The 24,248-nt window shown below is 65.1% G+C and carries 25 protein-coding genes; 7 read left to right on the forward strand and 18 right to left on the reverse strand.

Annotation, left to right across the window (positions count from 1 at the left end):
- Nucleotides 1-43: 43 nt before the first annotated feature.
- Complete coding sequence (locus AC1DSF_RS18585; RefSeq protein ID WP_478183217.1) at nucleotides 44-577, reverse strand: nucleoside deaminase; 534 nt, start codon at nucleotides 575-577, stop codon at nucleotides 44-46.
- The gene (locus AC1DSF_RS18590; protein ID WP_478143514.1) at nucleotides 574-843 is read right to left on the reverse strand and encodes a solute carrier family 23 protein; all 270 of its coding nucleotides are present in this window, start codon (nucleotides 841-843) and stop codon (nucleotides 574-576) included. Before AC1DSF_RS18590 ends, AC1DSF_RS18585 begins: the two co-directional genes overlap by 4 nt.
- Nucleotides 844-859: 16 nt before the next feature.
- Between AC1DSF_RS18590 and AC1DSF_RS18595 the strand changes: the two genes are divergently transcribed.
- Nucleotides 860-1,342, forward strand: coding sequence for a hypothetical protein (locus AC1DSF_RS18595; protein WP_478183218.1), 483 nt, complete (start codon nucleotides 860-862; stop codon nucleotides 1,340-1,342).
- Here the strand turns inward: AC1DSF_RS18595 and AC1DSF_RS18600 are convergent.
- The 4 genes from AC1DSF_RS18600 to AC1DSF_RS18615 are packed head-to-tail and all read right to left on the reverse strand — an operon-like array spanning nucleotide 1,336 to nucleotide 6,643.
- Nucleotides 1,336-3,084 carry a carboxylesterase/lipase family protein gene (locus AC1DSF_RS18600; RefSeq protein WP_478183219.1) on the reverse strand — a complete coding sequence of 583 codons (1,749 nt, stop codon included), beginning with the start codon at nucleotides 3,082-3,084 and terminating at the stop codon, nucleotides 1,336-1,338. The genes AC1DSF_RS18595 and AC1DSF_RS18600 overlap by 7 nt on opposite strands.
- 8 nt (nucleotides 3,085-3,092) lie before the next feature.
- Nucleotides 3,093-4,070 carry a Bug family tripartite tricarboxylate transporter substrate binding protein gene (locus AC1DSF_RS18605; protein ID WP_478183220.1) on the reverse strand — a complete coding sequence of 326 codons (978 nt, stop codon included), beginning with the start codon at nucleotides 4,068-4,070 and terminating at the stop codon, nucleotides 3,093-3,095.
- A gap of 46 nt (nucleotides 4,071-4,116) precedes the next feature.
- A complete protein-coding gene (locus tag AC1DSF_RS18610) occupies nucleotides 4,117-5,409 on the reverse strand; it encodes a DUF1254 domain-containing protein (RefSeq protein WP_478183221.1) in 1,293 nt (430 codons plus the stop codon).
- 25 nt (nucleotides 5,410-5,434) lie between these two features.
- Complete coding sequence (locus tag AC1DSF_RS18615) at nucleotides 5,435-6,643, reverse strand: CoA transferase (RefSeq protein ID WP_478124098.1); 1,209 nt, start codon at nucleotides 6,641-6,643, stop codon at nucleotides 5,435-5,437.
- A 90-nt stretch (nucleotides 6,644-6,733) separates the two neighbouring features.
- Between AC1DSF_RS18615 and AC1DSF_RS18620 the strand changes: the two genes are divergently transcribed.
- Complete coding sequence (locus AC1DSF_RS18620) at nucleotides 6,734-7,705, forward strand: LysR family transcriptional regulator (protein WP_478124099.1); 972 nt, start codon at nucleotides 6,734-6,736, stop codon at nucleotides 7,703-7,705.
- 10 nt (nucleotides 7,706-7,715) lie between these two features.
- Here AC1DSF_RS18620 and AC1DSF_RS18625 read toward each other — a convergent pair whose 3' ends face one another.
- From AC1DSF_RS18625 to AC1DSF_RS18645, 5 genes are all read right to left on the reverse strand, one after another.
- On the reverse strand, nucleotides 7,716-7,943 hold the full coding sequence (locus AC1DSF_RS18625; protein ID WP_478124100.1) for a hypothetical protein: 228 nt from the start codon (nucleotides 7,941-7,943) through the stop codon (nucleotides 7,716-7,718).
- Between the two features lie 374 nt (nucleotides 7,944-8,317).
- Nucleotides 8,318-9,061, reverse strand: coding sequence for a murein hydrolase activator EnvC family protein (locus tag AC1DSF_RS18630; protein ID WP_478183222.1), 744 nt, complete (start codon nucleotides 9,059-9,061; stop codon nucleotides 8,318-8,320).
- The gene (locus tag AC1DSF_RS18635; protein WP_478183223.1) at nucleotides 9,004-9,186 is read right to left on the reverse strand and encodes a hypothetical protein; all 183 of its coding nucleotides are present in this window, start codon (nucleotides 9,184-9,186) and stop codon (nucleotides 9,004-9,006) included. Before AC1DSF_RS18635 ends, AC1DSF_RS18630 begins: the two co-directional genes overlap by 58 nt.
- A gap of 132 nt (nucleotides 9,187-9,318) precedes the next feature.
- The gene (locus tag AC1DSF_RS18640) at nucleotides 9,319-9,948 is read right to left on the reverse strand and encodes a hypothetical protein (RefSeq protein ID WP_478124103.1); all 630 of its coding nucleotides are present in this window, start codon (nucleotides 9,946-9,948) and stop codon (nucleotides 9,319-9,321) included.
- Between the two features lie 182 nt (nucleotides 9,949-10,130).
- Nucleotides 10,131-10,367, reverse strand: a complete 237-nt coding sequence (locus AC1DSF_RS18645) for a hypothetical protein (RefSeq protein WP_478124104.1) — start codon at nucleotides 10,365-10,367, stop codon at nucleotides 10,131-10,133.
- Nucleotides 10,368-10,483: 116 nt separating this feature from the next.
- On the opposite strand from AC1DSF_RS18645, the gene AC1DSF_RS18650 reads away from it, so the two are divergent.
- Complete coding sequence (locus AC1DSF_RS18650; protein ID WP_478124105.1) at nucleotides 10,484-10,882, forward strand: VOC family protein; 399 nt, start codon at nucleotides 10,484-10,486, stop codon at nucleotides 10,880-10,882.
- Nucleotides 10,883-10,896: 14 nt separating this feature from the next.
- Here AC1DSF_RS18650 and AC1DSF_RS18655 read toward each other — a convergent pair whose 3' ends face one another.
- On the reverse strand, nucleotides 10,897-11,178 hold the full coding sequence (locus tag AC1DSF_RS18655; RefSeq protein WP_478124106.1) for a hypothetical protein: 282 nt from the start codon (nucleotides 11,176-11,178) through the stop codon (nucleotides 10,897-10,899).
- A 127-nt stretch (nucleotides 11,179-11,305) separates the two neighbouring features.
- Between AC1DSF_RS18655 and AC1DSF_RS18660 the strand changes: the two genes are divergently transcribed.
- On the forward strand, nucleotides 11,306-12,757 hold the full coding sequence (locus tag AC1DSF_RS18660; RefSeq protein WP_478124107.1) for a SulP family inorganic anion transporter: 1,452 nt from the start codon (nucleotides 11,306-11,308) through the stop codon (nucleotides 12,755-12,757).
- A gap of 9 nt (nucleotides 12,758-12,766) precedes the next feature.
- Here AC1DSF_RS18660 and AC1DSF_RS18665 read toward each other — a convergent pair whose 3' ends face one another.
- The 6 genes from AC1DSF_RS18665 to AC1DSF_RS18690 all read right to left on the reverse strand — a co-directional run bounded on the left by AC1DSF_RS18665 (nucleotide 12,767) and on the right by AC1DSF_RS18690 (nucleotide 22,232).
- A complete protein-coding gene (locus tag AC1DSF_RS18665) occupies nucleotides 12,767-13,108 on the reverse strand; it encodes a hypothetical protein (protein WP_478183224.1) in 342 nt (113 codons plus the stop codon).
- A 69-nt stretch (nucleotides 13,109-13,177) separates the two neighbouring features.
- Complete coding sequence (locus AC1DSF_RS18670) at nucleotides 13,178-13,582, reverse strand: DUF3224 domain-containing protein (RefSeq protein ID WP_478124109.1); 405 nt, start codon at nucleotides 13,580-13,582, stop codon at nucleotides 13,178-13,180.
- 125 nt (nucleotides 13,583-13,707) lie between these two features.
- Nucleotides 13,708-14,301 carry an SLOG cluster 4 domain-containing protein gene (locus tag AC1DSF_RS18675; protein WP_478183225.1) on the reverse strand — a complete coding sequence of 198 codons (594 nt, stop codon included), beginning with the start codon at nucleotides 14,299-14,301 and terminating at the stop codon, nucleotides 13,708-13,710.
- Entirely contained in the window at nucleotides 14,195-19,732 is a 5,538-nt protein-coding gene (locus tag AC1DSF_RS18680) for a GMC family oxidoreductase N-terminal domain-containing protein (RefSeq protein ID WP_478183226.1), read from the reverse strand. Before AC1DSF_RS18680 ends, AC1DSF_RS18675 begins: the two co-directional genes overlap by 107 nt.
- 44 nt (nucleotides 19,733-19,776) lie before the next feature.
- Entirely contained in the window at nucleotides 19,777-21,549 is a 1,773-nt protein-coding gene (locus AC1DSF_RS18685; RefSeq protein ID WP_478183227.1) for a sensor histidine kinase, read from the reverse strand.
- On the reverse strand, nucleotides 21,549-22,232 hold the full coding sequence (locus AC1DSF_RS18690) for a response regulator (RefSeq protein WP_478124113.1): 684 nt from the start codon (nucleotides 22,230-22,232) through the stop codon (nucleotides 21,549-21,551). The genes AC1DSF_RS18685 and AC1DSF_RS18690 overlap by 1 nt, the downstream gene beginning before the upstream one ends.
- A 227-nt stretch (nucleotides 22,233-22,459) precedes the next feature.
- Between AC1DSF_RS18690 and AC1DSF_RS18695 the strand changes: the two genes are divergently transcribed.
- The 3 genes from AC1DSF_RS18695 to AC1DSF_RS18705 all read left to right on the forward strand — a co-directional run bounded on the left by AC1DSF_RS18695 (nucleotide 22,460) and on the right by AC1DSF_RS18705 (nucleotide 24,163).
- Entirely contained in the window at nucleotides 22,460-23,179 is a 720-nt protein-coding gene (locus tag AC1DSF_RS18695; RefSeq protein ID WP_478124114.1) for an adenylate/guanylate cyclase domain-containing protein, read from the forward strand.
- Between the two features lie 78 nt (nucleotides 23,180-23,257).
- The gene (locus tag AC1DSF_RS18700; protein WP_478124115.1) at nucleotides 23,258-23,836 is read left to right on the forward strand and encodes a DedA family protein; all 579 of its coding nucleotides are present in this window, start codon (nucleotides 23,258-23,260) and stop codon (nucleotides 23,834-23,836) included.
- 141 nt (nucleotides 23,837-23,977) lie between these two features.
- A complete protein-coding gene (locus AC1DSF_RS18705; protein ID WP_478124116.1) occupies nucleotides 23,978-24,163 on the forward strand; it encodes a hypothetical protein in 186 nt (61 codons plus the stop codon).
- Nucleotides 24,164-24,248: the final 85 nt, after the last annotated feature.

Consider the following 24,248-nt stretch of genomic DNA (forward strand, 5'->3'; position numbering starts at 1 on the left):
GCGCAGATCCGGCAAGCGCGAGTTGCCGGAGCCGAGAGCGAATTCACGCATCCCTATGCCAGAACCCCTGGTGTGGCACGGACGCTTCGTCTTCAAGTAGCGGGCCGATCACTTCCACTCGGCGTTGCCCGCGCGCAAGGACCTCCCGGCAGGGCAGCGAAAAGGTCGGGTTCTCCGGATGGTCCCCCGTGAGCCCGAGCAGCGAATGCTCGGACAGCGCATAGACCACGCGACCAATGCCGGTCCAGTAAACCGCGCCGGCGCACATGCAGCAGGGCTCGGCACTGGTAAACAAGGTGCATCGCGCGAGTTGCTCAGGCGTGAGTCGGCGGGCGGCCTGGGCGGCCGCCACGAGCTCGGCGTGCTGTGTGGGATCACCTTCGGGAGGCATCGAGTTGTTGCCGGCTGTCGTGACGACCTCGCCATTGGCATCGGCCACGAGCGCCGCAAAGGGATGGCGCCCGCGTGCACGAGACTCGCTGGAGAGTCTGATCGACAGGCGAAGCAGTTCAATGTCGCGCGCCGACAGTGTTTCTGGCGTGGAGGAATTCATTGTCGAGGAGAGGGATGGCTTCATGTTGCTTGAAAGAGGTGGGACAGGGCGCTCAGGCGCTCGCGTTTTCCACTGGCGTGCGCAAAGAGGGGCGGAAACGACATCGGCAACACACCCACACTGACCGACACTGCCACGATGATCGCATTGCGCGTACCCTCGAATTTGACGCGCGACAGCAACTCAATGCCGGCCACGGTGGTCATGCCAAACATCACGATCGCACAGCCGCCCAGAACAGGGCGCGGCACCGACGCGATCAGCGCCCCGAGCTTGGGAAACAGCCCCATCAGACAGGTTGGCGCGATGGTGATGCGCGTCTGGAGCGGTCGCTGGACCGGCCGCCGGAAGAACAGGCCCGCGTACCTGCGCGTGTGCGGCGTCTTGGCCGCGCTGCTGTTCGCGGCGCTGGGTGCCGCTGCCACGTTGGGCGAGGATCGACTTGTCGGCTCTTCCTTCTTTCGTTCGGGACTGATGGGCCTGCTGGTCATCAGCGGCGCGTGCGTGTCCGCCTGGCACGGCGTCGCCTACACGGAACTGGCGGTGCTGTCCGGTGCGGGACGCACGGGCACGGCGCTCGGCATGGCCAATACAGGTGTCTTCGTGGTGTGCTTTTTGACACCGCTCTTGATCCCGCACATGCTGGCGATGCAGGGATGGGCGCTGGTATGGTTTGCGGCAAGCGGCTGCGCCGTGCTTGCCGTGCCGCTTCTCGTACCCGCGAACGCAGCTTGCGCTGCCGGCAAGAGCGCGCCAAGTAATCTCCGTAAAGAAGTCCTCGATCATTGAATGACGACGTGCGCTCGATTTGCATCCGCGTCGAAATGAAGCGTGCTCGGCCAGGCTGGCCACGCCGTCCCGATGGCTGCGTGACTCGGATCGCCACTGCGGGCGAAAGCTCCCAACGCGCCCTGCATCACGCCTGAAAGCGCCAGCCGCCCGGGCTCATTCCCGTGCGTGAACGAGATACGCGAGTACAGCGACGGCCCAAAATTTCCGAACACGAACGGCAGGTCGAATGTGTGCGCAGCGCCGAATATCTTGTCGAATGGCGCCGGCAGTTCATCCCAGTCAAACTCGTAGGCCCAGACAGAAGCCTGTTGCGTGCGCAGCGCATTCAACGCATCGTCCCGAATCGCCTCGAACCAGACCCGATTGAGTTCGGCGGCACGCGCGTCGAAGCCGGTAACGGGCTTAGCGGCAGGCAGATAAGCTGGCGGCACCCATTGCTGGATCGAGGTCTGCGGTGCAGCTTCCGGATCGTAGTGCGCAGCCAGCGCGAAAACGGCCGCATCGTCGAGAAGGCGGCCGCTGATGCCGCCGAGATCCGGACGCAACGCGAACAACTGCGGAAAGAGCTTCGTTTCGTCGCGGGCGAGGCCTGCGAGTACCGGCACATGAACGTAGCGGCCCGCGCGGATTTCAGCGATCGGGTCCTTGGCGACGACCCAACCGTCCGGAATCGGATTTGAAGCGGCCATGCCGCGGTGGGCAAGGCGCGCGCGAACCACGTCCAGGATCGAATCGGCCGAGCTGGAGCGCATCCAGTCCGCCATGGCCGCCGCACTGGCCTTCGAAACCAGCTGACGTGCATCCGACTCGTCGGTCGCACGGCCTTGCGACATGAGCATTTCATCAAGCAGCGCATCGCCGCGCTTCGCCCACAGCGCGGCCGGCAACATGCCGGGAATGGCGCCCTTCGGCAGGGATGCCGCTGTCGAGATACCGCCACTGAGAACGACCGCCCTCTGGAAAGGCGGCTTGTCGCGGGCCAGCAGCATCGGTGATGTCAGCAACGCGTAGACGTTCACGGCGCCTGCCGACTGGCCCATCAGCGTCACGCGGCGAGGATCGCCGCCGAATTCCGCGATGTTGGCGCCCACGAAATCCAGCGCCTTGACGATGTCGAGCAGCGCGAAGTTACCCGAGTCTTGCTCGCGTTCTCCGATCTTCAGTTGAGCCTGGTTCAGGAAACCGAAGACGCCGAGCCGGTAGTTGACTGTGACCACGACAACATCCTCGTTGCGCGCGAGCGCGGCGCCGTCGTAGACCGGGTCCGCCGTGTAGCCGGTGATGTTGCTGCCCCCATGAACGAACACGACCACAGGCCTGGGCTTGGTAGCCGCCGAGGCAGGCGTCCAGATGTTGAGGTACAGGCAGTCTTCCGAACCGACGGTTTTGCCGAGCGTCGTGCCGATCGTGTCGTCGTAGCGGTTGTGCAGGCCGGGACCATAGAGGCGGCCGGTCTGAACGCAGGCAGGCGCAAACGCGGTGGCGGGCCGCGCGGCGGTCCATCGCTCGGGCTCGCGCGGCGCGCGCCAGCGCAGATCGCCCACTGGGGCTCGTGCATACGCAACGCCCTTCCAGCTCCAGGTTCCGCTGCCAGTCGAATCGTCGCTGCCGATCACAGGGCCGGATGTGGTGTTGCGCTGCATGGCTGGCTTCGGTCCGGCGATCATCGCGCATCCGGCCATCAGCACCATGAGCAAAACCACTCCTGCGCGTGCGACCCCGCGCTTGGCGGGTGGCATCGTCCCCATCATTCAGCCGTGATGTTGGCGGCCTTGATGATTTGCGCCCACTTGCGCGTCTCGCTGGCGATGAAGGCACTGAACTCGGCGCTCGTGCTTCCGCGCAGCTGCAGTCCGGCGGCCTCGGCCTTGCGACGGACATCCGCGTCGGCCACCGCGGCATTGATCTCGGCGTTCAATCGCGCGACGATGTTCGCCGGTGTTCCTGCGGGCGCGAGCATGCCGTACCAGCCATAGCCGACAACGGAGGGCAGTCCCTGCTCGCGGAAGGTCGGCGCTTCCGGGTAAAGCGGCGTGCGCTCTTCCATGGCGACTCCCAGGACTCGCAGCTTGCCGGCCTGAATGTGAGGTACGGCCGTGGTGATGGCTGTCAGGGTGGCGTCGATCCGCCCGGCAAGGAGCTCGGTGTAGGCGGCCGCATCGCCGCGGTATTGCACGACGATGCCTTTCGCGCCGGCGGCACGCAGCAGGAGTTCGGCCGTCAAATGAGGCGCGGAGCCGGCGCCAGGCGATCCGAACGTCGCTCCGTTGGGATTCGCCTTTGCATGCTTGATGAACTCCGCAAGCGTCTTGTAGGGCGCGTTGGCATTGACCACCAGGAACAAGGGAGCGATGGCCGTGCTGGAGATGGACGCGAAGCTCTTGTGCACGTCGTAGGGCAGATCCTTGTAGAGCGCCTCGCCGATCGCAATCGGTGCTGCCGCATGCAGGAGCGTGTAGCCATCCGGAGGCGCCTTGGCCACGAATTCGTTGGCGATGCGCGTGCCGGCACCGGCCTTGTTCTCGACCACCACGCCCTGCCCGAGTTTGTGGCCGAGGAATTCGCCGAGCACGCGCGTCAGGATGTCGTTGGACCCGCCTGCGCCATAGGGGGAGATCATGCGGATCGGCCGTGCTGGCCATGCTTGCGCCTGGCTCGGCAGGCACCAGGGCGTTGCAAGGCCGGCTGCGGCCAATGTGAGAAAGTGTCTGCGGTTCGTTGTCATGTTTGCTTGTCTCCGTTGATTTTGTCTTTGCGTTTTGTCTCGGCAATCAGATCGGCTCGATAGGCTGGATCGGCGGATAGTCGAACCGCAACTCCAGGTGGTCGGCATGCGGTTGATAGAGCCGCAGCACGACGTAGAACAAGTCGCCTTTCGGCGCGGGAAGCCAGTTGACGCCCGGCCCTGGATCCTCCGCCTGGAGCCGTATCGCAAGACCCCCGTCGGCGTCGTGGCGCAGGCCCGGCGTGCGATCGCCGATCGAATACCGGTTGATGGCATTCGCAACGAAGAGGCAGTCGCTGCGGCGGTACATCGTGAGCGACCAGAAGGCACCCACTTTCAGGCCCCTGCCCGGCGCGAAGCGCAACTCGTAGCACCGCGATCCATCCAGCGGTGCGCCTCGCGCGTCCACTTCCGCCGTGGGGTACATCGCTTCCTCTACGCCGAGCGCGCCGATGAAGTTGCGGGCGATACGGGCGCGCGTCAGATAGTCGTCGCCCCAATGGGTCTTGACCATCACCGGGATAGCCCAGCCTCCGCCCAGATCGTGCGGCTGGTTGCTCGTGCGCAGACGCTCGTAGACCATGGCGAGCGTCGCCGCGAACCCGATCGATTCAGGAGGCCATGCCAGGGCTTCCCCAGGCAGCGGCGGATTGCGCAGCAATGCTGCGCTCACGATGGACAGGTACAGGTCGGCAGCCGGTGTGCCCGCATCGCGGCCGTCCATCCATGTGTCCACGCGCATGGCCGCATCGGCGCCATCGGGGCGGACGAGCCGCATCGAGCGCTGCGACTCGCGGACGCGATCGGCGTCTTCGCCATCGTCCTCCACCAGATGGCGCCCGATCAGCCATACGTCGTCGCCGGGTGCGGCAATCGTCAGCGTGATACCGGACGGAACAGCCCCGTGCCAGCCGGGTCCATGCACCAGCGTGCGTTGGGCCCGGTTGCCGGTGGTCCGGCGTCCCACATAGGCAAACGGGTTCGTCCACGCATCGAGCAGCCCCAGGGTCCAGTAGCGTTCGCCCATGTCGGGCGTCTCGATGATGACCGGTCCTTCAGAGAGGTCCAGCCAGGCGTTGCTGTAGACCGTGTCATTGTTCGGGCTGACCACTTCCTTGTCGTTCGGACCGAGCCGACGGTGGGTGTGAGTGAACTGATTGACCCATCGCATGGTCGATGCAGGGTCCGGCGCAGCAAAGCCGAGAACCGGGTGGCGGCGCGCGGTTGTTGCGGCGCGCATGCGCATCATCTCGAACAGCGGCAGCGTCTGGATCACCGCGTCTTCGCAGGCGTCGGTGACCATGGGGGTGCGGGTGGTGAAGGTCGTCTTCGAATCCATGGTTTTCTCGTTGATATCAGGCCAATCAGGCCACCGCACCGGCGCGGCGAAGTTCGTCGATCTCGTTCGCAGCGAGTCCGAGCTCACCCAGGAGCAAGTCCGTGTCGGCCCCGCACGCCGGAGCCGCCGGCGGTTTGGCGCGCGGCGCGTCACCGAGCCGATAGGGCAGCGCCAGTGACGGGTATCTCTGACCGTCCGTGCCGATGGCGTCGACCAACAGTCCGCTCGCCTGAACGTCGGCACTCTGCAGCACCTGCCGGTAACTGCGCACGAAGCCGACGACGATCTGGTTCCGGCTCAACAGCGCCACGCATTCTTCGCTGGTCAATGACGAGAGGCATTCACGCAGCACGATGCGAAGCTCGCTGCGATGCTGCACCCGGAGCGCATTCGTGCGAAATCGAGGATCGGTCGCGAGCGACTCGCGCCCCACCACGCGGCAAAACCGCGCCCAATGCTCGTCCGCGTAGGCGGACAGCACGATATGCCCGTCGCGCGTCGGCACCACCTCCGCCGCGGGGGCGTTGTTCGGCTGGCCGTCGCCGATGCGCGTCGGCTCGGGCGCGCCGCCCAGGTAGTCGCACCACGTGGTGGCCTGCAGATGCATGGCCACCTCGAGCAGCGACGTGCGCAGCGTCTCGCCCACGCCGGTCTGCGCGCGGCCGTACAGCGCGGCGAGCACCGCTTGCGCACCCAGGTGCGCCGCGGCAGCATCGATGATCGGTACGCCCACCTTCTGAGGGAGGCGGTCCGGCTCACCCGTGACCGACATCAAGCCACTCTCCGCTTGTGCAGCGATGTCGTAGCCGGGGCGTTCGCTGGACGGACCCAAATCGCCGAAACCCGAGATCGAGAGATAGATGACCTTGGGAAACCGCTCACGCACGGCCGATGGTCCCAGACCCAGCGCCTCGACGGCACCCGGGCGCAAGTTCTGGATCACCACGTCGCAGTTGGCGATGAGGCGCCAGGCGATCTCCCGGCCCGCCTCGCTCTTGAGATTGAGCGCAATCGACTGCTTGCCGCGACTGTAGGCGCGGATCATCGATTCGCCATAGCGGCCGATGTGTCGGGCCTGGTCGCCCGCCAGCGGTTCGATCTTGATCACCTGTGCGCCGAGTTCGGCCAGCACCATGGCTGCGCCCGGTCCGGCGATGTACTGCCCCATGTCGATCACGCGCACGTTCTTCAACGGCGCCGCGGGCCCGGATGTCTTTCTTGGTTCTGAGTTCATTGACAGCGACGTTATCGAGTTTCGCGATTCTTGAAAATTCGATAATCGTGAAGGAGTGATCACGGATCGCTATACCCCACGGAACCTGGAATGCACACGAAAACCGACCGCTTGATCCGCACGCTGCGCCTCAGACACCTCGAACTGCTTGTCGCACTTTCCGAAGCGTCCACCATGCGCGGCGCGGCGGCACGCCTGCATTTGAGTCAGCCGGCGATCAGCAAGATGCTCGGCGAAATCGAGAGCTGCTTCGGGGCCAAACTCTTCGAGCGCAGTCATCAAGGGATCCACGCGAACGCCGTGGGATCAAGCGCCGTCTTCCGGGCCCGAGCAGTGCTGAATGAGCTGGCCCGCGCCACCGAGGACGTCGATGCCATGCAGAGCGGTATCACTGCGGTGCTGCGCGTGGGCGCTCCGTCGGTCACCGCGACCATTCCAGCGGCCATCGTCGAGCTGCGGCGGCGAATGCCCGGCGCGGCTGTTCAGTTGCGGGAGGGTCGCGTCCATGAGCTCATCCATCGCCTGCTGGACGGCGAACTCGACTGTGTTTTTGGAGCCATCACTCCTGAGCTCATCTCCAGTGACGTGATCGGCTTGCTGGAACCTGTCGTGCTGCTGGAAGATCAGCTGTGTGTGCTTGCGTCCAGTGCGAACGAGAGCGTGACCGGCCGCCGCTTGCGATGGTCCGACCTGCAAGCCGCGCCGTGGGTGGTGCCGCCCAAGGAAACGCTGGTCAGGCAGGCATTCATGACCGCCTTCCTCAACAGTGGCGTGACGCCGCCCGTGCCGGTCATCGAGGCGATGTCATCGGTGACGATCGGCACCGTGCTTCGCAAGGATCCTTCGCTGGTGTGCGCGGTGCGACTGGAGCATGCGCTGGACGAAATGGCCCGAGGTGGTGTGCAGAGGCTCGAGGTGCTGCCCCGGATGATCCTTCCCTCGTTCGGCCTGTTCTTTCGACGAGACGGAACGGAAAGGCCTGCGATCGTCACAGAGTTCGCGGATGCAATACGCCGCGTCAGCGGGAACACGGTGCCGAAGAGGCGACTGACCGGGAAGTAGTGCCAGCGATTCAGTGGGCGCTGCGGAGCTTCAGATTGCCGAAGTCCATGAAATCGGTCGGCGCAAAGCCGATGTCCGCACGCACCGGCGCCTGGGCCTGACGCTCCCTCGACTTCTCGCGCAGACGGGCCAGGTCGGCTCGCACCTCTTCCAGGGTGCGCATCGGCTTGGCGGATGCGGGTGCGACCGATTCGCGAACTGCAGCCTTCACCGGATCGGCCGAAGGCTGCTGGACCATTGGAGCCGCCGCGGCAACAGATGCCGCAGGTGCAATCCGCGCCGCCGGCGCCGCAGGCAATTCACTTCGCCGGGTTTCGATTCGCGACGGCATCGGAACCACCCTTCGCGCCGCGGCTCGCGGAGCTGGACGCATCGGCACAGGCTTCGTCAGCACAGCCCAAAGGCCGTGAAGGATTCGAGTGAACGTGCCGAAAGATAGGGATGCTTCCATGGCGGACCAGCTGAAAAAAGATGGCGCGATTGTGTGACTGGGTCGACTGAATCCAAATGACCTACAACCGCTCGCGATGCGCGAATTGCGCAAAACTGCACGCTGCGTTGATTTGGGTGATCCCGCCTTTGTGGACCTCCCTCGCACCCTGCGATGCGTTTTCAGGGCGCCGAGGGACCGGCCTTCAGATAGGGCATCGGATCGACGGCATGGCCCCCGCGCCGAACCTCGAAGTGCAGCCGGGTCACGCTCGAATCCGTGTTTCCCATCTCGGCGATCTGCTGGCCGGCCTGCACTTGCTGGTTCTCCCGAACCAGGATCTTGCGGTTGTGCGCGTAGGCGGTCATCAAGTCCTTGTCGTGCTTGACCATGACGAGATTGCCGTAACCCCTGAGCGTCGAGCCCACATACACCACCCGCCCCTTGGCCGCCGCTACGACCGGGTCGCCAGGATTTCCGCGAATGTCGATGCCCTTGTTGGAGCCGCCATTGAATCGCCCGCTGACCTGCCCCGCCGCCGGCCACAGAAAGGTTCCCGCCGCGGCGCCCGGGCCCGGCGAGGCTGTGACCTTGGCAGACTTGGTCGAAGCGCCCTTGCCCGCGGCCGCAGAACGTGTGGGCGCCTTGCGCTTCGCCTGGCGCTGCGCCTTGCGTTTGGCCGCGGTCGATGGGGCCGACGACGCTTTGGACGAAGAAGAAGCGCCGTCAGCGCGCGTGGTCGACGAGGTCGACGGCGGCGACGCTGTGCGCGTCCTCGATGTTTCCTTGGGCGATGTACCGCATGCAACGACAAGGGCGCAAAGCATCGCGCCAAGGCCGAGCCGGCCGAGCCGGCCGAGCCGGCCGATCAACGACCCGCGGGCGGAGGGCTGAAGCGCGTCTCGGCGCCCATCATGCTCGAGCATTCCTTCAACAGCGCCAATGAGCGCGTGACTTGGTGCGTCATGCGATCGTTGAGACTCTTCGCGCTGCGAAACATCGGCAGCACCACCAATGAGCCCACGCCTGCGACGACGATGGGGATGACCATGTAAATCCAATGCAATTCCAACTTCGACTCCTTGTTCCAGTTCGGAGTCAGTCTGCATGCTCCCCCGCTGCATTGCCAATCCGCTGTTTGGACCGGTCTGCACATCGGAGGGCGATCGAATGAGTGCAAATTTCACGAATCGTGCCGCGGTCTCGCATGCGCGTCCCGCTCGGCGAGATTGGCGGCGCGCACCCAGTAAAAATCCTTGCCCGCCCGCGCAGGGCCGACCCGAAGCACCTGCCGAGGCACCGACCGGATCTCTTCATCGGCTCCGCAGTACAGCGGCAGGCTTCTCTCGGTCCTGCGGTGAGCCTCCAGCAGCTCGCGCAAAGGCACCTGGATGCTTTCGACCGACTTCGACGACGACCGCACCTTCACGAATTCCCGTGACACGACGAGCTTGCTCGGCGCCTCGAATTCGACCGTTTCCAGCAGTCGACGGGTCCTCCAGACGGCCGTGACCGCCGGCGCCATCATGACCGCGTCGGGTGTCGAATAGCGAGGAAGATGCGCGCTATCGGCAGCGGCAAGACATGCCAGCAAGTGCGGCGTGAGTTCGATGCTGACCGAACCGGAATCCGTCGTCGGGGAAGGCCGGATTTCGATGATTGCCGTTCGTGCAGTGTGCCTCGCGCTTTCCGCGACCATGGCGCGGGCACGCCGGCGCCGAGCTTTGACGTGTGCGAAAGCTGCAAGCCCGGCCACCGGCGAAGCAGCTGCGAATACCTTGATCGCGAAGAGATCGTCGCCCGTAAATATCAAGACCGAGTCCTCGGGCAACGAAAGCGGCGACAGGCCGTGAAGAGAGGGTCGGGGTCGGAGTCGGAGTCGGTCATCGAAAGTCGTTCAAGCGCGAAACGTATAGGTGCGAACGTCTCGCGGAACGCATGTTACCTGCGAAGCCGCGTTCCACAGGGAAGACGCACGTTGCCGCGGAAGGGGAATCAGCTTCCGAAGACCCAGCGTCTCCACCACGGACGAGGCGGCGCCGGCGGTTCTTCGGCAAGCTGGTGCATCAGGCTGGTCCTGACGCGGCGGCGCAATTCGACCTCCAGCGCATGTGCGACGCCGTAGGCCGACTTCTCTCCACGCGAGGCGCGGGCGCGCCACTCCGTTGCATAGGCTGCCAGCGCTTCTTCGTCGAGGCTGGCGAGTTCTTCACTGGAGGGTATGGCGGACATGAATCGATGATCGAAAAAAAGCGGGCTGCAAGATCGAGAATCTACACGAGTGAGTGCGCGCGAGCTTCGCGCGCTTGCTTGACTCGCATTCTTGGCAAACCAGAAAGGAAAAATGAATGTTCAATCACGTCATGATTGGCAGCAACGACATCGAACGCTCCAAACGGTTCTACGATGCGGTTCTTCGTGTGATTGGCGCGGAGGGCGCGCCTGTTCGCAACGTTTCGGCGACAGGTCATGTTCGTCTGTTCTATCGCCATGACGGAAACACGCTGGCGATCAGCGAGCCCATCGACGATCAACCTGCCACGTGCGCAAACGGAGGAACCATCGCATTCAAGTGCGCGAGCCCCGAACTGGTGAAAGCGGTTCACGACGCGGCCGTGGCGCATGGCGGCGTATCTATCGAAAATCCACCAGGACTGCGCGACGATGCGTTGGGCAAGTACTACCTCGCCTACGTACGCGACCCGGACGGCAACAAGCTTTGTGCCATTCATCGGGTGCGTTCCTAGGCTGTACGGTTCGTCTAGCTTTGTGAGGTCCTGGCGCGCAACGCCCAGGCGGCGAGGCTGGCGACCTGCCACCAGATCAGCCCCCAAACGATGATGACCGCCAGCCATCCAAAGGGTGAAGGACTTGCCCAGCCCCACGCTTGCGCGGAGGCGTAGACAGGCAGCCCTATCACCTTCAGGAGCGTGAGAGGCAAATAGACCGAGTTCCCGATGAAAGAGGCAAACGGCCCCGGCGGAAACAGAAAGCCGCTCACGTGAAGAAGCACGAGCATTGCGAAGATGTCGCGACTACGCATGAAGGTGGATGATCGCACGGGATTAGAGTAGCCGACAGCCACCCTGCGTCCGGACCTGGAGCATGGCTTCAGGCTTGGCATCTCCACGCCCCTGTACGAACCGCTCGATGCAGAGCATCGATATTTCATGTCCAAACACCCACACCCGTTTCGCGCTGAATGGGCGCCCAGCATTCCACGCGAGCTCATGGCCGGCGCGGTCGCCACGTTCGCCCTCATTCCAGAGGTCATTGCTTTCTCCTTCGTCGCAGGTGTCGATCCTGCTGTCGGACTGTTCGCCTCTTTCGTCATCAGCATCGTGATCGCCTTTGCCGGGGGAAGGCCGGCAATGGTTTCTGCCGCAGCAGGCTCCGTTGCCTTGGTTGCTGCTCCACTCGTACATGCACACGGCGTGCAGTACCTTCTTGCCGCCGGCATCCTCGCGGGCGCTGTTCAAATCCTGTTCGGGTGGCTGCGCCTCGGCGCACTGATGCGATATGTGTCGGGCTCCGTTCGCACCGGCTTCGTCAACGCGTTGGCGATTCTGATTTTCTCGGCGCAGATGCCGCACCTCATCGGCGCCAACGGCGCCACATGGGTGATGGTCGCTGTCGGCCTGCTGATCATTTACGGATTGCCAAGGCTGACGACCATCGTGCCGTCGCCGCTGGTCTGCATCGTCGTGCTCACCCTCGTTGCGCACTGGATGCATCTGCCATTGAAGACGGTGGCCGACCTGGGCCATCTGCCCGACGGCTTGCCGACGTTCGGCTTGCCTCAGGTACCGCTGTCTTTGGAGACTTTGAAACTCATCGCCTTGCCGGCTGTGGCCATCGCGATGGTGGGACTGCTCGAATCCATGATGACGGCCAGCGTTGTCGACGAGCTCACGGACACTCCGAGCTCCAAGAACCGCGAGTCCACCGGCCTCGGTATCGCCAACGTTGCCGCGAGCTTGTTCGGAGGAATAGCTGGCTGCGGAATGATTGGGCAGACGGTGAGCAACGTTCGCTATGGCGGACGCGGACGTTTGTCGACGCTGTTCGCGGGCGCCTTCCTGCTGATCCTCATGGTGCTTCTGAAACCCTGGGTGTCTCAAGTGCCCGTCGCCGCATTGGTCGCCATCATGGTGATGGTGTCTGTCTCTACGCTGGATTGGGGTTCTGCGCGTGCGCTCTTGAAGCACCCGAAGCTTTCGAGTGTCGTTATGGGCGCAACTGTGGCGGTGACCGTTGCCACTGCCAACCTGGCCGCCGGGGTGACTGTCGGCGTGCTGTTGAGCGGCTTGTTCTTCACCTTCAAGGTCTCGCGTCTGCTTGTTGTCGTGAAGACAGGAACCGAAAGCTTGACCTATCGGGTCTCCGGACAGGTCTTCTTTGCATCAGCGGACATGCTGGTCGATGCGTTCGACGTGCGGGACGTCGAGGGCAAACCCGTCTGCATCGACGTCAGCGAAGCCCACTTCTGGGACATCACCGCCGTGAACGCGTTGGACAAGGTGTGTCAACGGCTGCGTAAACATGGAAGCCCGGTGGAGGTTGTCGGCTTGAATGAACAAGGCCGAATGTTGGTGTCGAAGCTGGACCTCGGTATCGAGTAGCCGGCATCTTCAGTCGCATGGCTGAAAGCGCTTGCACTCGGCGGTGGCGTGAATCGATGTCACGGTGTTCTCGCCATCGATGTGCATCGAGGTGAACTTGACCCATGATCCTTCCGGGATATCGGCGAGCAGAGAGCGGTCGGGCAGCCTGAAGGTCTGCGTCGCGAAGGGAATCTTGGACCTGGGCAACAGCCTCAACCGAACGTAGAGCTTGCCGCCGGAGTCTTCGTACGATGATGAGAGTCGCGCTCGCGTGAACACCGGGGCTTGCTCGCTGGCCTGCGCCGCAGCGCCGCTCATTGCAATGACGCTCATCGCGGCCGCAATGGTTCTGCACAAGGCTCTCGACATCGTTGACTCCTTGAGTTGGCTCGCATTCTGCATTTCCCGTCATCTTCTATTCGAGAGTGTGATCAGCTTTCAGTTGCCCGGGAGGCAATAGGAAAACTCATAAATGTGAGTGCCATCCGCGACACTGATCTTGAACTCACCCTCGATACCAGTCAGATCTTCCGTTCCTGAGTCCGGCACGACGGTGACAGATAACGAGGCCAGGCCGCGATTCATGGTGCCAGTGTGTTGCAGAACGAATGAGCCGTTCTTTCCCGCCAGAACGCCAGTGACCCGCTCAATGGCAACGTAGGCGGCTGAACCTTTGATGCTCGTCCCGGCACTCAGCATTTGGCCGCGTGTCGTTGCTACGAGGTCACCTGATATCTGCTTGTTGATGGTCAAACGACCCAGTAGCTTCGGCTCTACGTCGTCCCCTTCGAAGGGCATCGGTAGGAGAGTGACGGCGAATGTACCTTTTGCTGTTTCGGTCATTGAGGCTTTCATGTGCACGCGGAGTAGCCACGGCGAGAGTCAAATGGTGGCGAACGCAACCTTCAGTCGGTATTCATGCTACGCCAGCGAAGCCGGTCCGCGTCGCGATGACGACCTTTACTCATTCATGCTCGCACCAATCCGAGTTTGCGCAGCTGCGTCTCGAGTTCGGCTGTCGTGGTCCAAGGCAGGATTTCCGAGTTCTTTCGCTCGTCCGGTGGATTTGACGGCAGGCCATCAGACCATCCCCCATGTCCGACGAGAGGCAGCAATGGCCGGCCGTGCAGCCACGCAAGACAAACTTCGGAAATAGTGCCGGCCCTGCCCCCGATGACGATGCAGGCATCACCAGACAAGGCCATGAGCAAGTTGCGCGCGTCACCCATGCCGCAGGGCACAACTACCGTTGCTGGCCAATCCGGCGGCGGCATCTGGTCAGGTGGCACGATGCTCAACACCAGACCGCCTGCGCCCATCGCACGCTCGGCAGCAACTCTGGTTGCGGGACTACCGCAGCCGCTGACCAAAGTCATGCCGAGCGAAGCGAGGAGCGCCCCCGCTTCGCCGGCCCTCTCAAACGCCGAGGAGCCGGGTTCGGCACTGCCAAGAACACTAACTTGAGGCCGGCGAATGAATGGTGTCGTCATGATCTGACTGTAGCCCGCCGGAAAGCGCACCAATATCGAAGGTCTTGATCCGCGGGCCGCCCTCGAAGCCATCGATGTTCCACACCGCCTGCGGACCGGTCCCACCCAGCGCCCGCCGGCACACAACGCTGCCATCGTCCAGGTCGAGCTTCACGTGCAGCGTCCATCCACTGCCGGTCTTGTCAGGCTCGACGCGCACCAGCGCATAACCGTTGCCGGTACCGACAGCCGCCGTAACGGCCTGGCCCTTGATCTCGCGACCTCCGAATCTCATGTCGACCGGCCCGTCCAGCCAGAACTCTTCCGGCCGCGAATTGGCAAAGGGCCAGGGCGAATACAGGCCCGACGAGACGATGGAGATCACTTCCACCGGCCCGTGCCGCCCCGTCATCCACAGGCTGGACACGCTGGACATGTGGCGGTCGCCGGCCAGCAGGATGACCTGTCGCACCGGGCTGTCGCGCAGCAGTTCCAGCAGGTCGAACTGCGACTTCGGATAGCCGCTCCAGTCGTCCAGGCCGATGCGCTCGGGCCCCCTGCCGAAGACCGCGGCGCGTGGGAGCGGCAGCAGCGCGACCGACGACACGATGAAAGCGGGTGAATCGGAAGGAAGGTCTTTCACGATCTTCGCCAGATCGAGTCCATCCTGGATGAGCGCGTCACCCAACAGGTGCGCGCCGGTCGTGGGACGCAGCACGCGGCGCTGGCGCTGGCTGCGCGTATCCAGCACCTTGAAGAGACGGCCGGCGACCTTGATGTCGTAGTTCAGTTCGTCGAGCGCCGGGTCCTTCGCCCGGTCCTCCACCCACTTGTGCTGGTTGGCGCGATAGGCGCGCAGGGCCGCCCTCTCCAGCCCGCCATTCAGGGAACCTGGCTCCCAGTTGTCTCCCACTTCGTGGTCGTCGAGCATGGGATAGGTCGGCAGCCGGCGCGTCGCGGCACGCCAGGAGGCAAGCCCGAACCCCTGGAAGTAGGCGTGCTCGACAGAATCCTTGCCCGCCGGATCGAACAGGCCGGCGGTCTCGTCCACGTACACCTGATCACCCACGAGCAGCAGCAATTGCGGTCGTTCACCGGCCGACGCGCTGTCCACCTGCTGGACCAGCCGCGCGCAGGAGCGCTGAGCCGGGATTTCGTCGAACAGCCCGGGCGGGTATTGGCAACTGGCGAGCGCAAAACTGAGGGGGCTCCGGGCACCGGAGGTGTCCATCGCCGCCTCGATCCAGGCCGGATCGAGGCGCACGACTGCCGCGTCGAGGGCGTCCGGCAGCCGCTCGCAGCACTGCGGCGTCAACAGCTGCATCACCTTCCTTCGCGTCTCGCCGACGACAGATCGCCTGGGCGAATGAAACAGCGCGTTCACCTCCTCCCAATCAGAGATGTCGAACACGCGCAGCAGCGGCAGATCGTTGTGCACCGTGACGACCGCGAAGCCTGCGTACTTGGGCAGCTCGCTGGCGACCAGCATCACTTCCAATGCACGATGGCGCAGCTCGTGATTGGACGTTGGGTCGATCACCATTTCGTCAAAGCAGAAGCACAGCTGCGCGCCATCGCGTTTCAAAGGGACGTAGACCACCCCCAAGCTCGTGGCACGCGCCGGCGGCGGCAGCACTGCGAGCCGGCAGTGCAGCAGCTTGCCGTCATCGGCTGGACCAACGCGCCCCAGCACAGGCCCCTTCCAGGGCAGTTCGACACGCAATGCCGGTTCCTCCGGGTCGGGAGGCTCGGGGTCCAGGCGGCTGCATTCGTCGAGGAAGCGAACCACGTGTTGAAACACCTCCTTGTCCGCATGCTCGCCAATCAGGCAGTCCTGGTGCCCATAGGCGTCCAACACCACCAGCCGATGGTGATGATCGTCCTCGCGCACGATGTCACCGCCCTCGCGAGGCGGCTTTTCGAACCAGTCCTTTTTCTTGTTGCCGAAGACGGCGCGCAGAAGGATGAAACTGTCCCAGGCGCCGCGCCAATCGAAGACCGCGTTCTGGCGGCCGTGCAGGAGCATCACGGGAAAGGCAAAGCGCTCGGCAATGTGCTTCTGCGTCACCACCCGGTTCATGCCCTGCGCATCGGTCAGCAACTGCTCGCGCGCATAGTGGCTGACTTGGGCGAGTCCCTTTGCCATGACCCAACCGTAGATGTCGCCAAGATAGGGCAGCAGTTTGTCGCTGATGTTCGCCAGACGCATGGTCTGGCCGAAGATGCCGTCTGCGCGATGGCGCACGGCCGCGAAGCCGGGGACCTTGTGAAGGCGCCCGCTCTCGCCATCATGGTCGGGATAGGGGAAGGTGGCCAGCACTGCGTCGGCCAGCAGCACCGCGGGTGTCCGCTCTGCCGGCGTCACGTCGAACTGCTCGGTGCCGAGGTACTGCTCCAGGTAGCTGGCCAGGTAAGCGCGAAAGCGGTTCATCGGGCTGGCGCGCAGCAACGGGCCGACCTGCGAGAGCACCACGGCGCCAATGGATTTGTACAGCTTCTCTTCATTGCGCAGCAGTTCCACACAGAACATCGCCGAGCCGATGCAATGGGCCACCACGTCGAGCTGCGCCGCGCCGGAGAGGCCCTTCACATGCGCAATCGCGTCGGGGATGTCTTCGCGCGAGACCTCGTCGAAGGACCAGTACCGGCGATGGTCCAGGTTGAGGCCGATGCTGGTGCGCAGGTCCAGCACCCAGACGTCGCGCCCGGCGTTCATCAGGGTGCTGACCAGATTGTTCGGCAGCATGACGTGCGCGAAAGTGGAGCCGCTGGCGCCGTAGCCGTGGATCAGCAGCACGGGCCGCGCGCCCGGGGTGTCTTTCCGGGGGCGGTAATGCGACAGCTTCCGCAACGGCAGCGCGTCCGTGGTCGTGTACTTCGTGAGATCGAAGTGCGGCACGTCATACACGACAGGGTCGACGCCATCCACCTTTCCCGGCATTCGGCCGTTTTCGCGCGCGGTCTTGTGGTGGTCGTCCGGCGGCAGGAAGCTGACCAGGTGAATGTGCAAGATCACGCGCAGCAACCACAGGCCCAGTTCGGCCAGATCGCCCAATGCATTGGGCGCATCCTGCTGCGCCGTGATCTTGAGCAGCGGGATGAACTGCTGCACGAAGAAGTCCAGGTCAAGGCGCAGCACACCGCCGTCGCTCGCACCCATGTCGAGTCGGCCTTCGCTCAGCTGCCGCCACGGGTTGGCGTCCTCCGTCAGGGCCAACCGCTTGGTGAAGTGCATCGTCCGGCCCTTGCGCACCGGCGCGTCCTTGTCGGCCTTGGTCACGGTCCATGCGTAGCGCAGCAGGCGCGCTTCGCCAAAGTGCGTACACAACACGCCCAGGATGTACTCGGCGCCCGGGCTGTGGCCCAGCAGATCCGCCAGCTTGCGCCGTACCAGGCCAAGTACGCGCAGCATGCGATCCTCGCGGTTGGAGGATTCGCGCACCAGCAGCTGGACCTGGCCGGTGCAGGCGGCGGTCGAGGGCGTGCCGTCCGCGGCGGTGAAGCGCAGCGTCACTGCGCGCTGAGCCACCGTGCGCGGCAGGCGGCGCAGGTCCGACGCGGCGAAGGGCGCGAACTCGGCCACGGCTTCCAGCGCAAAGGGCTTGCCATTGACGTGAATGTCCCCTCGCAGGCACTCGCGAATGATCAACTGGGTGGGCAAGGGTGCGGCCGCATGCCTTCGGTCGCGCCGCACCGGGCGCGGCACGCTTTGCAGCCTGGAACTGCCGCGCAGGACCAGGCCCCAGTCCTTCGACAGCATGGGAATGGAGCGCTCGGCGAGCGCCGCGATGGTCAGCGCCGGGTTGATGCCCAAAGCCACCGGAATGATCGAGCCGTCCAGCACCGCCAGGCCGGGCAGCAGACCCGCCTTGGCGAAGACGCGTCCATACGAGTCGACCACGCCAGCGTCGACGGCGTCGGCCATCGGGCAGCCACCCAGCGGATGCACGGTAGCAGCACCGATCTTGGCACCCAGCGGACCGACGTCGGGCAGCGGCTGCCACAGCGGATTGGGCAGCACCCGGCCGCCCAGGCCGCCGAGCCCGAAGAGCCCGCCGTGCGCATGGTGCAGGGCGTCCATCTGCTGCGCGAAGACGGGCAGGTCGCCGACGCCGAGCCATGAGATACCCACCTGCCCATCGCTCAGGGGCGTGTCGGCGTCGCCAGGCTTGAACTCGATCAGGCCGTCGGCACCGTCGTCGCCCATCATTCCGTACACCGCGGTGTACTCGAGTGCGGCGTCGCTGACCGCCAGCGGATCGTCCATGGCATCGTTCTCGCTGTGGAGGCGCGAGTCGTCCTCCAACAGCCCGTGCAGGGCTTCGCTGCAAGTCACCACTTCGGCGAACGCGCGGCGCAGCGCGGCTGGAATGCCGAACTCCTCGATCACCACCGGCCGGCCGACTCGGCCCTTCTTGCGCAGCAGCCCCGTGATGGTCGGACCGACGTTGCGCCGATCCGGCGCGTCGCCTTCCCTCGCGCAGGCGTGCGCCAGGGGCTTCTGGCGATGGGCCACCGCGATCAGGTCGCCGTTGGTGGAAAAGCGGTGGCCCAGGTTCTCGATGCCGCCAACGGACAGTTCGTCGCCTTGCGAGCGCAGCAGGATCTCGGTCGAGCCGAGCGAGCCGGCCGCCAGGATGACCCGGCGCGCGCGCACTGTGTAGCAGCGCTTGCGGTCGGCACGCGCCTTGTCAGGGTCGGTCAGGAAGAAGTCGACTGCGTAGCCGTCATCAATGCCGTCATCAACGGTGCGCAGGCGGTGCACCGTGGCACCGCAAAACAGCCTGGCGCCATTGGCCTGCGCCATGGCCAGGTAGTTCGCGTCCAGCGATTTCTTCGCCCGAAAGTTGCAGCCGCTCACGCAGTCGCCGCACTTGATGCAGGCTCGCGTGTCGACGCCCGCGGGGCTGGTGCCGTCCTTGAAAGCCACGGCGAGCCAAGCCTTGCGCGCGGTGTTGGCGTGCATGGCGCGCCCCGCCTCCATCAATGAATCGAGCTTGGCGACACTGCCCGGGATCTGCTCGGGCATCAGCATGGCGCTCGCATGGCCGTAGTCGGATTTGAGCGCGTCGGGCACACGCAGCGCCTCGGGCCAGCGCTTGTCGGTGAAGGCATCCGCGGTCGCCCTCTCCATGACCGCGGCATTGATGAGCGAGCCGCCGCCCAGCCCGTTGCCCAGCACCACGGCGACCTTGCCCAGGCGCAGGTCGAAGAGGCCCGTGGGCCGGCCGCGCGCTGGCTTGCCGTCCTGCTTGCTGAAGCGCACGTGCCCGGGGATTTCGCCGAAGGTGGCGGGGAACTCGCCCGGAAGGTATTCGTTGCCGCGCTCGAGCACGTAGACCTTGATCGCGGGTCCGCCAGCCGCCCGCTTTGCGCCCGCCAGACGCGCCGCGGCCACCGCGCCCCCGTAGCCGCTGCCGACGATCAGGACCTCACAATGCCAGCCATCGGGATCTTGCGCGATCTCGTCGACCAGCACCTCGGCGCCGGTGGACAACCAGCGGTCGTTCGCTTGCTCGTTCATCGCAACCTCCATGGCGGGGAAGCCCGCCGGTTTTTCTTCTTGCTCTACCGGGCGGCGATGGCCGCACTGATGGTGCGGCCCAGCGTGGGCGCGTCCACCGGCTTGCGCAGCAAGGCCAACGCGTGCCGGCGCGCGGCGCCGACCACGGCGTCGTCCTTGTCGGCGCTCACCATCACGACGGGTAGCGAGGGTTCGAGCCCGCGCAGGCGCTCGACGGCCTCAAGGCCTTCGACGCCGCCGCCTAGGCGAAAGTCGACCACCGCGGCATCGCAGCTGGCGCCCGAGAGCTGAGCCAGCGCGTCGTCGAGCGTGGCCGCGGCGAGCGCGCGGCAGCCCATGGCGGCCAACGCATTGACATAGGCGCCGCGCACCATCGAATCGTCGTCCAGCACCAGCACGCGCCGGCCGGCCAGGCTCCAGGCGGGCTCCGAGACCAGGGCCGCCACCTGCGCCGTATCGGCGAGCGGCAACCGCAACGAGAAGGTGGCGCCGGCACCGGGTGAAGACTCCACGGTGATGGGCAGCTTCATCAGGTCCGCCATGCGGCGCACGATCCCCAAGCCGAGGCCATGGCCGCTCACGGTTGCGGGGCCGTCCGCGCCGAGCCGCACCAGGTCTTCGAAGATCAGCTGGTGATGCTCGGGCGCGATGCCGGGGCCCGTGTCGCGCACCGTGAGCTCCACATCGCCTTCATGCGGCAGCACCTGCAGCTCGACCCGTCCACCGGCCGGCGTGAACTTGATGGCGTTGTCGACGAGGTTGGCGAGGATCCGGCGCAGCAGGTCCGGATCGGAATGCACGGCCAGCTCGGGCGGGCAGTGCCAGTCGAGCTGCAGCTGGCGCCCGGCCGCCGCGGCGCCGAAGCCGCCCATCACCGCGGCCACCAGGCGATCGAGCTGCACGCGGCGCGGCTGCGCCACGACCACGCCGGCGTCCAGCTTGGAGACGTCCAGCAGGGCATCGAGCATGGAGCAAAGCTGCTCAAGACTGGTGTCGACCACTTCCGAGACTTGCCGGGCCTCCCCGCTCATCGACAGGTGCCGCAGCGCGCCGACGTTCAGTGCCATAGCTTGAAGTGGCTGGCGCAGGTCGTGGCTCGCGGCGGCGAGGAAGCGGCTCTTGTCCTGGTTCGCCTTCACCGCGGCATCCCGAGCGACCGCCAGTTGCGCCCGCTCGAACTCCAGACTGGTGGCCAGTGCCTCGTTCTCGAGGCGGATGCGGAATGACTCCTCGAAGGTCTCCAGGTTGCGCCTGGCAAAGCGGGACTGCACGCCAAAGAACATCAGCACCAGCGCCGCGATGCCCAGGCCGAGCCGGGTTCCCGACAACGCCCACATCAGCGCCGTTGGCACAAAGAGGAGGCTGGCATAGGCGAGGAAGGCGGGCCTGATGGTGGCGCTGGTGGAGACCGCGCCGGCGCCCCAGGACACCAGGATCATCGTGAGCACCGCGTCGAGCGATGGATCGAGCCAGCTCATGAACAAGGCGGCCGAACCGTTGCATGCGCCGATCAGCACATTCCACAGCACGGTCGCGTGCAGTCGCGCGGCAATGGGCTGTTGCCGGTCGCTTGCCATGTGCGCGAGTGCCGACGCTCGCAGCTCGCGGCTGCCGATGACGGCGGCGAACCAAGCCAGCACGACCGCGGTCGGCACCGACTGCCAGACGATGGCCGCCACGATGGTCGCTGTCAGCAGGATCTGCCAGCGCAGGCCCACTGCCTGATCGGCCACGACCTGGAGCCGGCGCTCGTCGAGTTCGATCGATGCGCCATCCATCAGGGCGGCGGCCTCGGCGTTGGCATTCGGGTTCTTCATCATTGAAGGTCCAGCGTGGCCGCGGCCTGGGCGTCGAAGACGCGGCACAGCGCATCGGTGCGATTGCGCGCCCCGAGCGCCCGATAGACCATGGACAGGTGCACTTTCACCGTGCCTTCGGCGATGGCCAGCTGGCGCGCGATCAGCTTCACCGGCGTGCCGCGAATGGCCAGGGCCAGCACCTGGCGCTGGCGCGGCGAGAGCTCGTTGCGCAGAAAGCGCGCCAGGTCCTCGCGCGGCAGCTCGTCGGGCTCGCGCGCACGGGTCACGTCATCGCTGAGCACGAACTCGGCAGGCAGATAGATGCGATGGCGCAGCACGACCCGCAGCGCGGCCTCCATGTCGGCGAGCCGGTATGACTTGGGAATGAAGCCGGCCGCGCCGGCGTCGATCACCTCGCGCACGCGCTGCGGCGAGCTCTCGGCCGACTGCATGCACACGGGTGTGGCCTCGAAATGCGCCTTGACCGCACGCAGCGCGTCCGGGCCCGAGAGAGTGGGCAGGTGATAGTCGAGCAGCACCAGGTCGAAGTCGGCTGCGGTGTGCTGGCATGCGCTCTCGACATCGCGGCTGGCCTCGAAGGCAAAGGGCTGGCCGGGCTCGATCTCCGCGGCGAGCTGCTCGAGCAGGCGGCGCGTGCCGTTCCAAACGATCTCGTGGTCATCGACAAGCAGGACTCGCATGGGCACCTCGTTGTCTTGCGACGCTGGAACGCGATCTCCCGCATTCCGGCCCGAAGGGTAGTCCAAAGACCAGCGATTGGCGCCTATACCAACGGCCTAGTCAGCGCGCTTAGCGGCTTTCGGCCTCGACTAGCCCGGGCGCGCAATTGAACGCGGCACCCCGCCGGCAGACACTGCATTGCACCGACCGACCCCTGCGTCGCATCCCCAACAACAAGGAGCCGAGCATGAACCTCAGCATCGAAGCACCCGTTGCGCGGCCGCACGCCGCCAATGCGCGGCGGCTCTTCGCGCCCCGGCCGCTGCTGGGCGACGAGGCCCTGCCCTTGGGTCTTTCGCCGCAGCGCTTCGCGCATCTGCTGGAGGAAGTCGAGGCGCTGCTCTTTTCCGTGCGCAAGCCGAGCAGCGAAGCGATGGAGGGCGACCGCGCCCTGCTGACGCTCATGTTCACCGACATCGTGGATTCTTCCGGGCATGCCGAGCGACTGGGCGACGAGGCCTGGTCGCGGCTGCTGGAGCGCCATCACACGATCGTGCGTGCGCAACTCGCCACCTGGCGCGGCAGCGAGCTGGACACGGCCGGCGACGGCTTCTTCGCCAGTTTCGACACGCCCACGCGCGCGGTGCGTTGCGCCCTCGCCGTTCGAAGCGCGCTACATGCGCTCGGCATCGAAATTCGTGTCGGACTGCACACCGGCGAATGCGAGCGCCTGGGCAACAAGGTCGCCGGGCTTGCCGTCCATGTGGCGGCGCGGATCGCGGCCGGAGCGGCCGCTGGGGAAATCATGGTGTCGGGGACGGTGCGCGACCTGGTGATGGGCTCGGGCCTGTGCTTTTCCGGCGGCGAGTGCCATGCGCTCAAGGGGCTGTGCGAGCCATGGCGGCTGTACCGGGTCTGCGGCGACCGGCCGGCTCAGCCCGGCGACGGTCTGCGGCTGCACGGCTGATTGCCATGCATTGCAAGCCGCCCTTTCAACGTGGTGCATTTGGCGGGATGATGCGGAAACGAATGATTGCCAACATCGATGTCTCTGCACCACTTGCTCGCTGACTACGGCTATGTCGCCGTGCTGGCTGGGAGCTTGCTGGAGGGTGAAACCATTCTGATCCTGGCGGGGTTCGCCGCGCATCAGGGGCATCTGTCGCTGCCGTGGGTCATGGCGGTCGCCTTTTTCGGTGGGACGCTGGGCGATCAGATCTTTTTCTTCGTGGGTTGGCGCTACGGCGATGCGCTTTTGCGGCGCCTGCCGCGCATGGCGCCCAATGCCGAACGGATCAACCGCTTGTTGCTGCGGCACCATGCCTGGCTGATCGTCGGCATCCGCTTCATGTACGGGGTGCGGATCGCTGGCCCGATCGCCATCGGAATGAGCGATGTGCCGGCACGACGCTTTCTGATGTTCAACCTCATCGGGGCGGCAATCTGGGCTTTCATCATTCCCGGCCTCGGATACATGTTCGGGCACACATTGAAGTGGCTCGTCGTCGACCTGGCGCGCTACGAGGTGATTGCGCTGGCGGTGATCGTCACGCTTGCCGTATTGATCGCCCTGGCGCACCGCTGGCACGCGCGCCGCACAGCCAGCAAGCCGCCCAACGCCTGAACGCCCGTCGTAGCGGCGGAGAAGTACCGCACCGGGCGGCGCAAGTGCGCCATTGTTTCCCCCGAACGAACACTGCAGTTCTTTTTGCACCGGTTCTGCCCGGGTAATTTGCCCCAAACTCCTCTTCACACAGAGGCAGCAATGAAAACGACATGGAACTTCATCTTGGCCGGCGCAGTGACTTTGGCATCTGCGGCCGGAATCGTCACTGGCGAAGCCGCAAAGGGTGAGCTACGCCTGGCCGAGGCGGCCACGGCCGTGAGCGCAAGCCCCAACGCATTCGCGTGGCTGACGGGCGGCGTGGCGTCCGTCGCTTCGGCCCAGTAAACAAGGCAGGAAAGACAAGGCAAGAAAGCGGGGTCGCGCGCGGGCTTGTCTTTCAACGCGGGCCGAGGCAGAGTCGGGCGACTTT

The organism is Variovorax sp. 01N429, assembly GCF_056399425.1.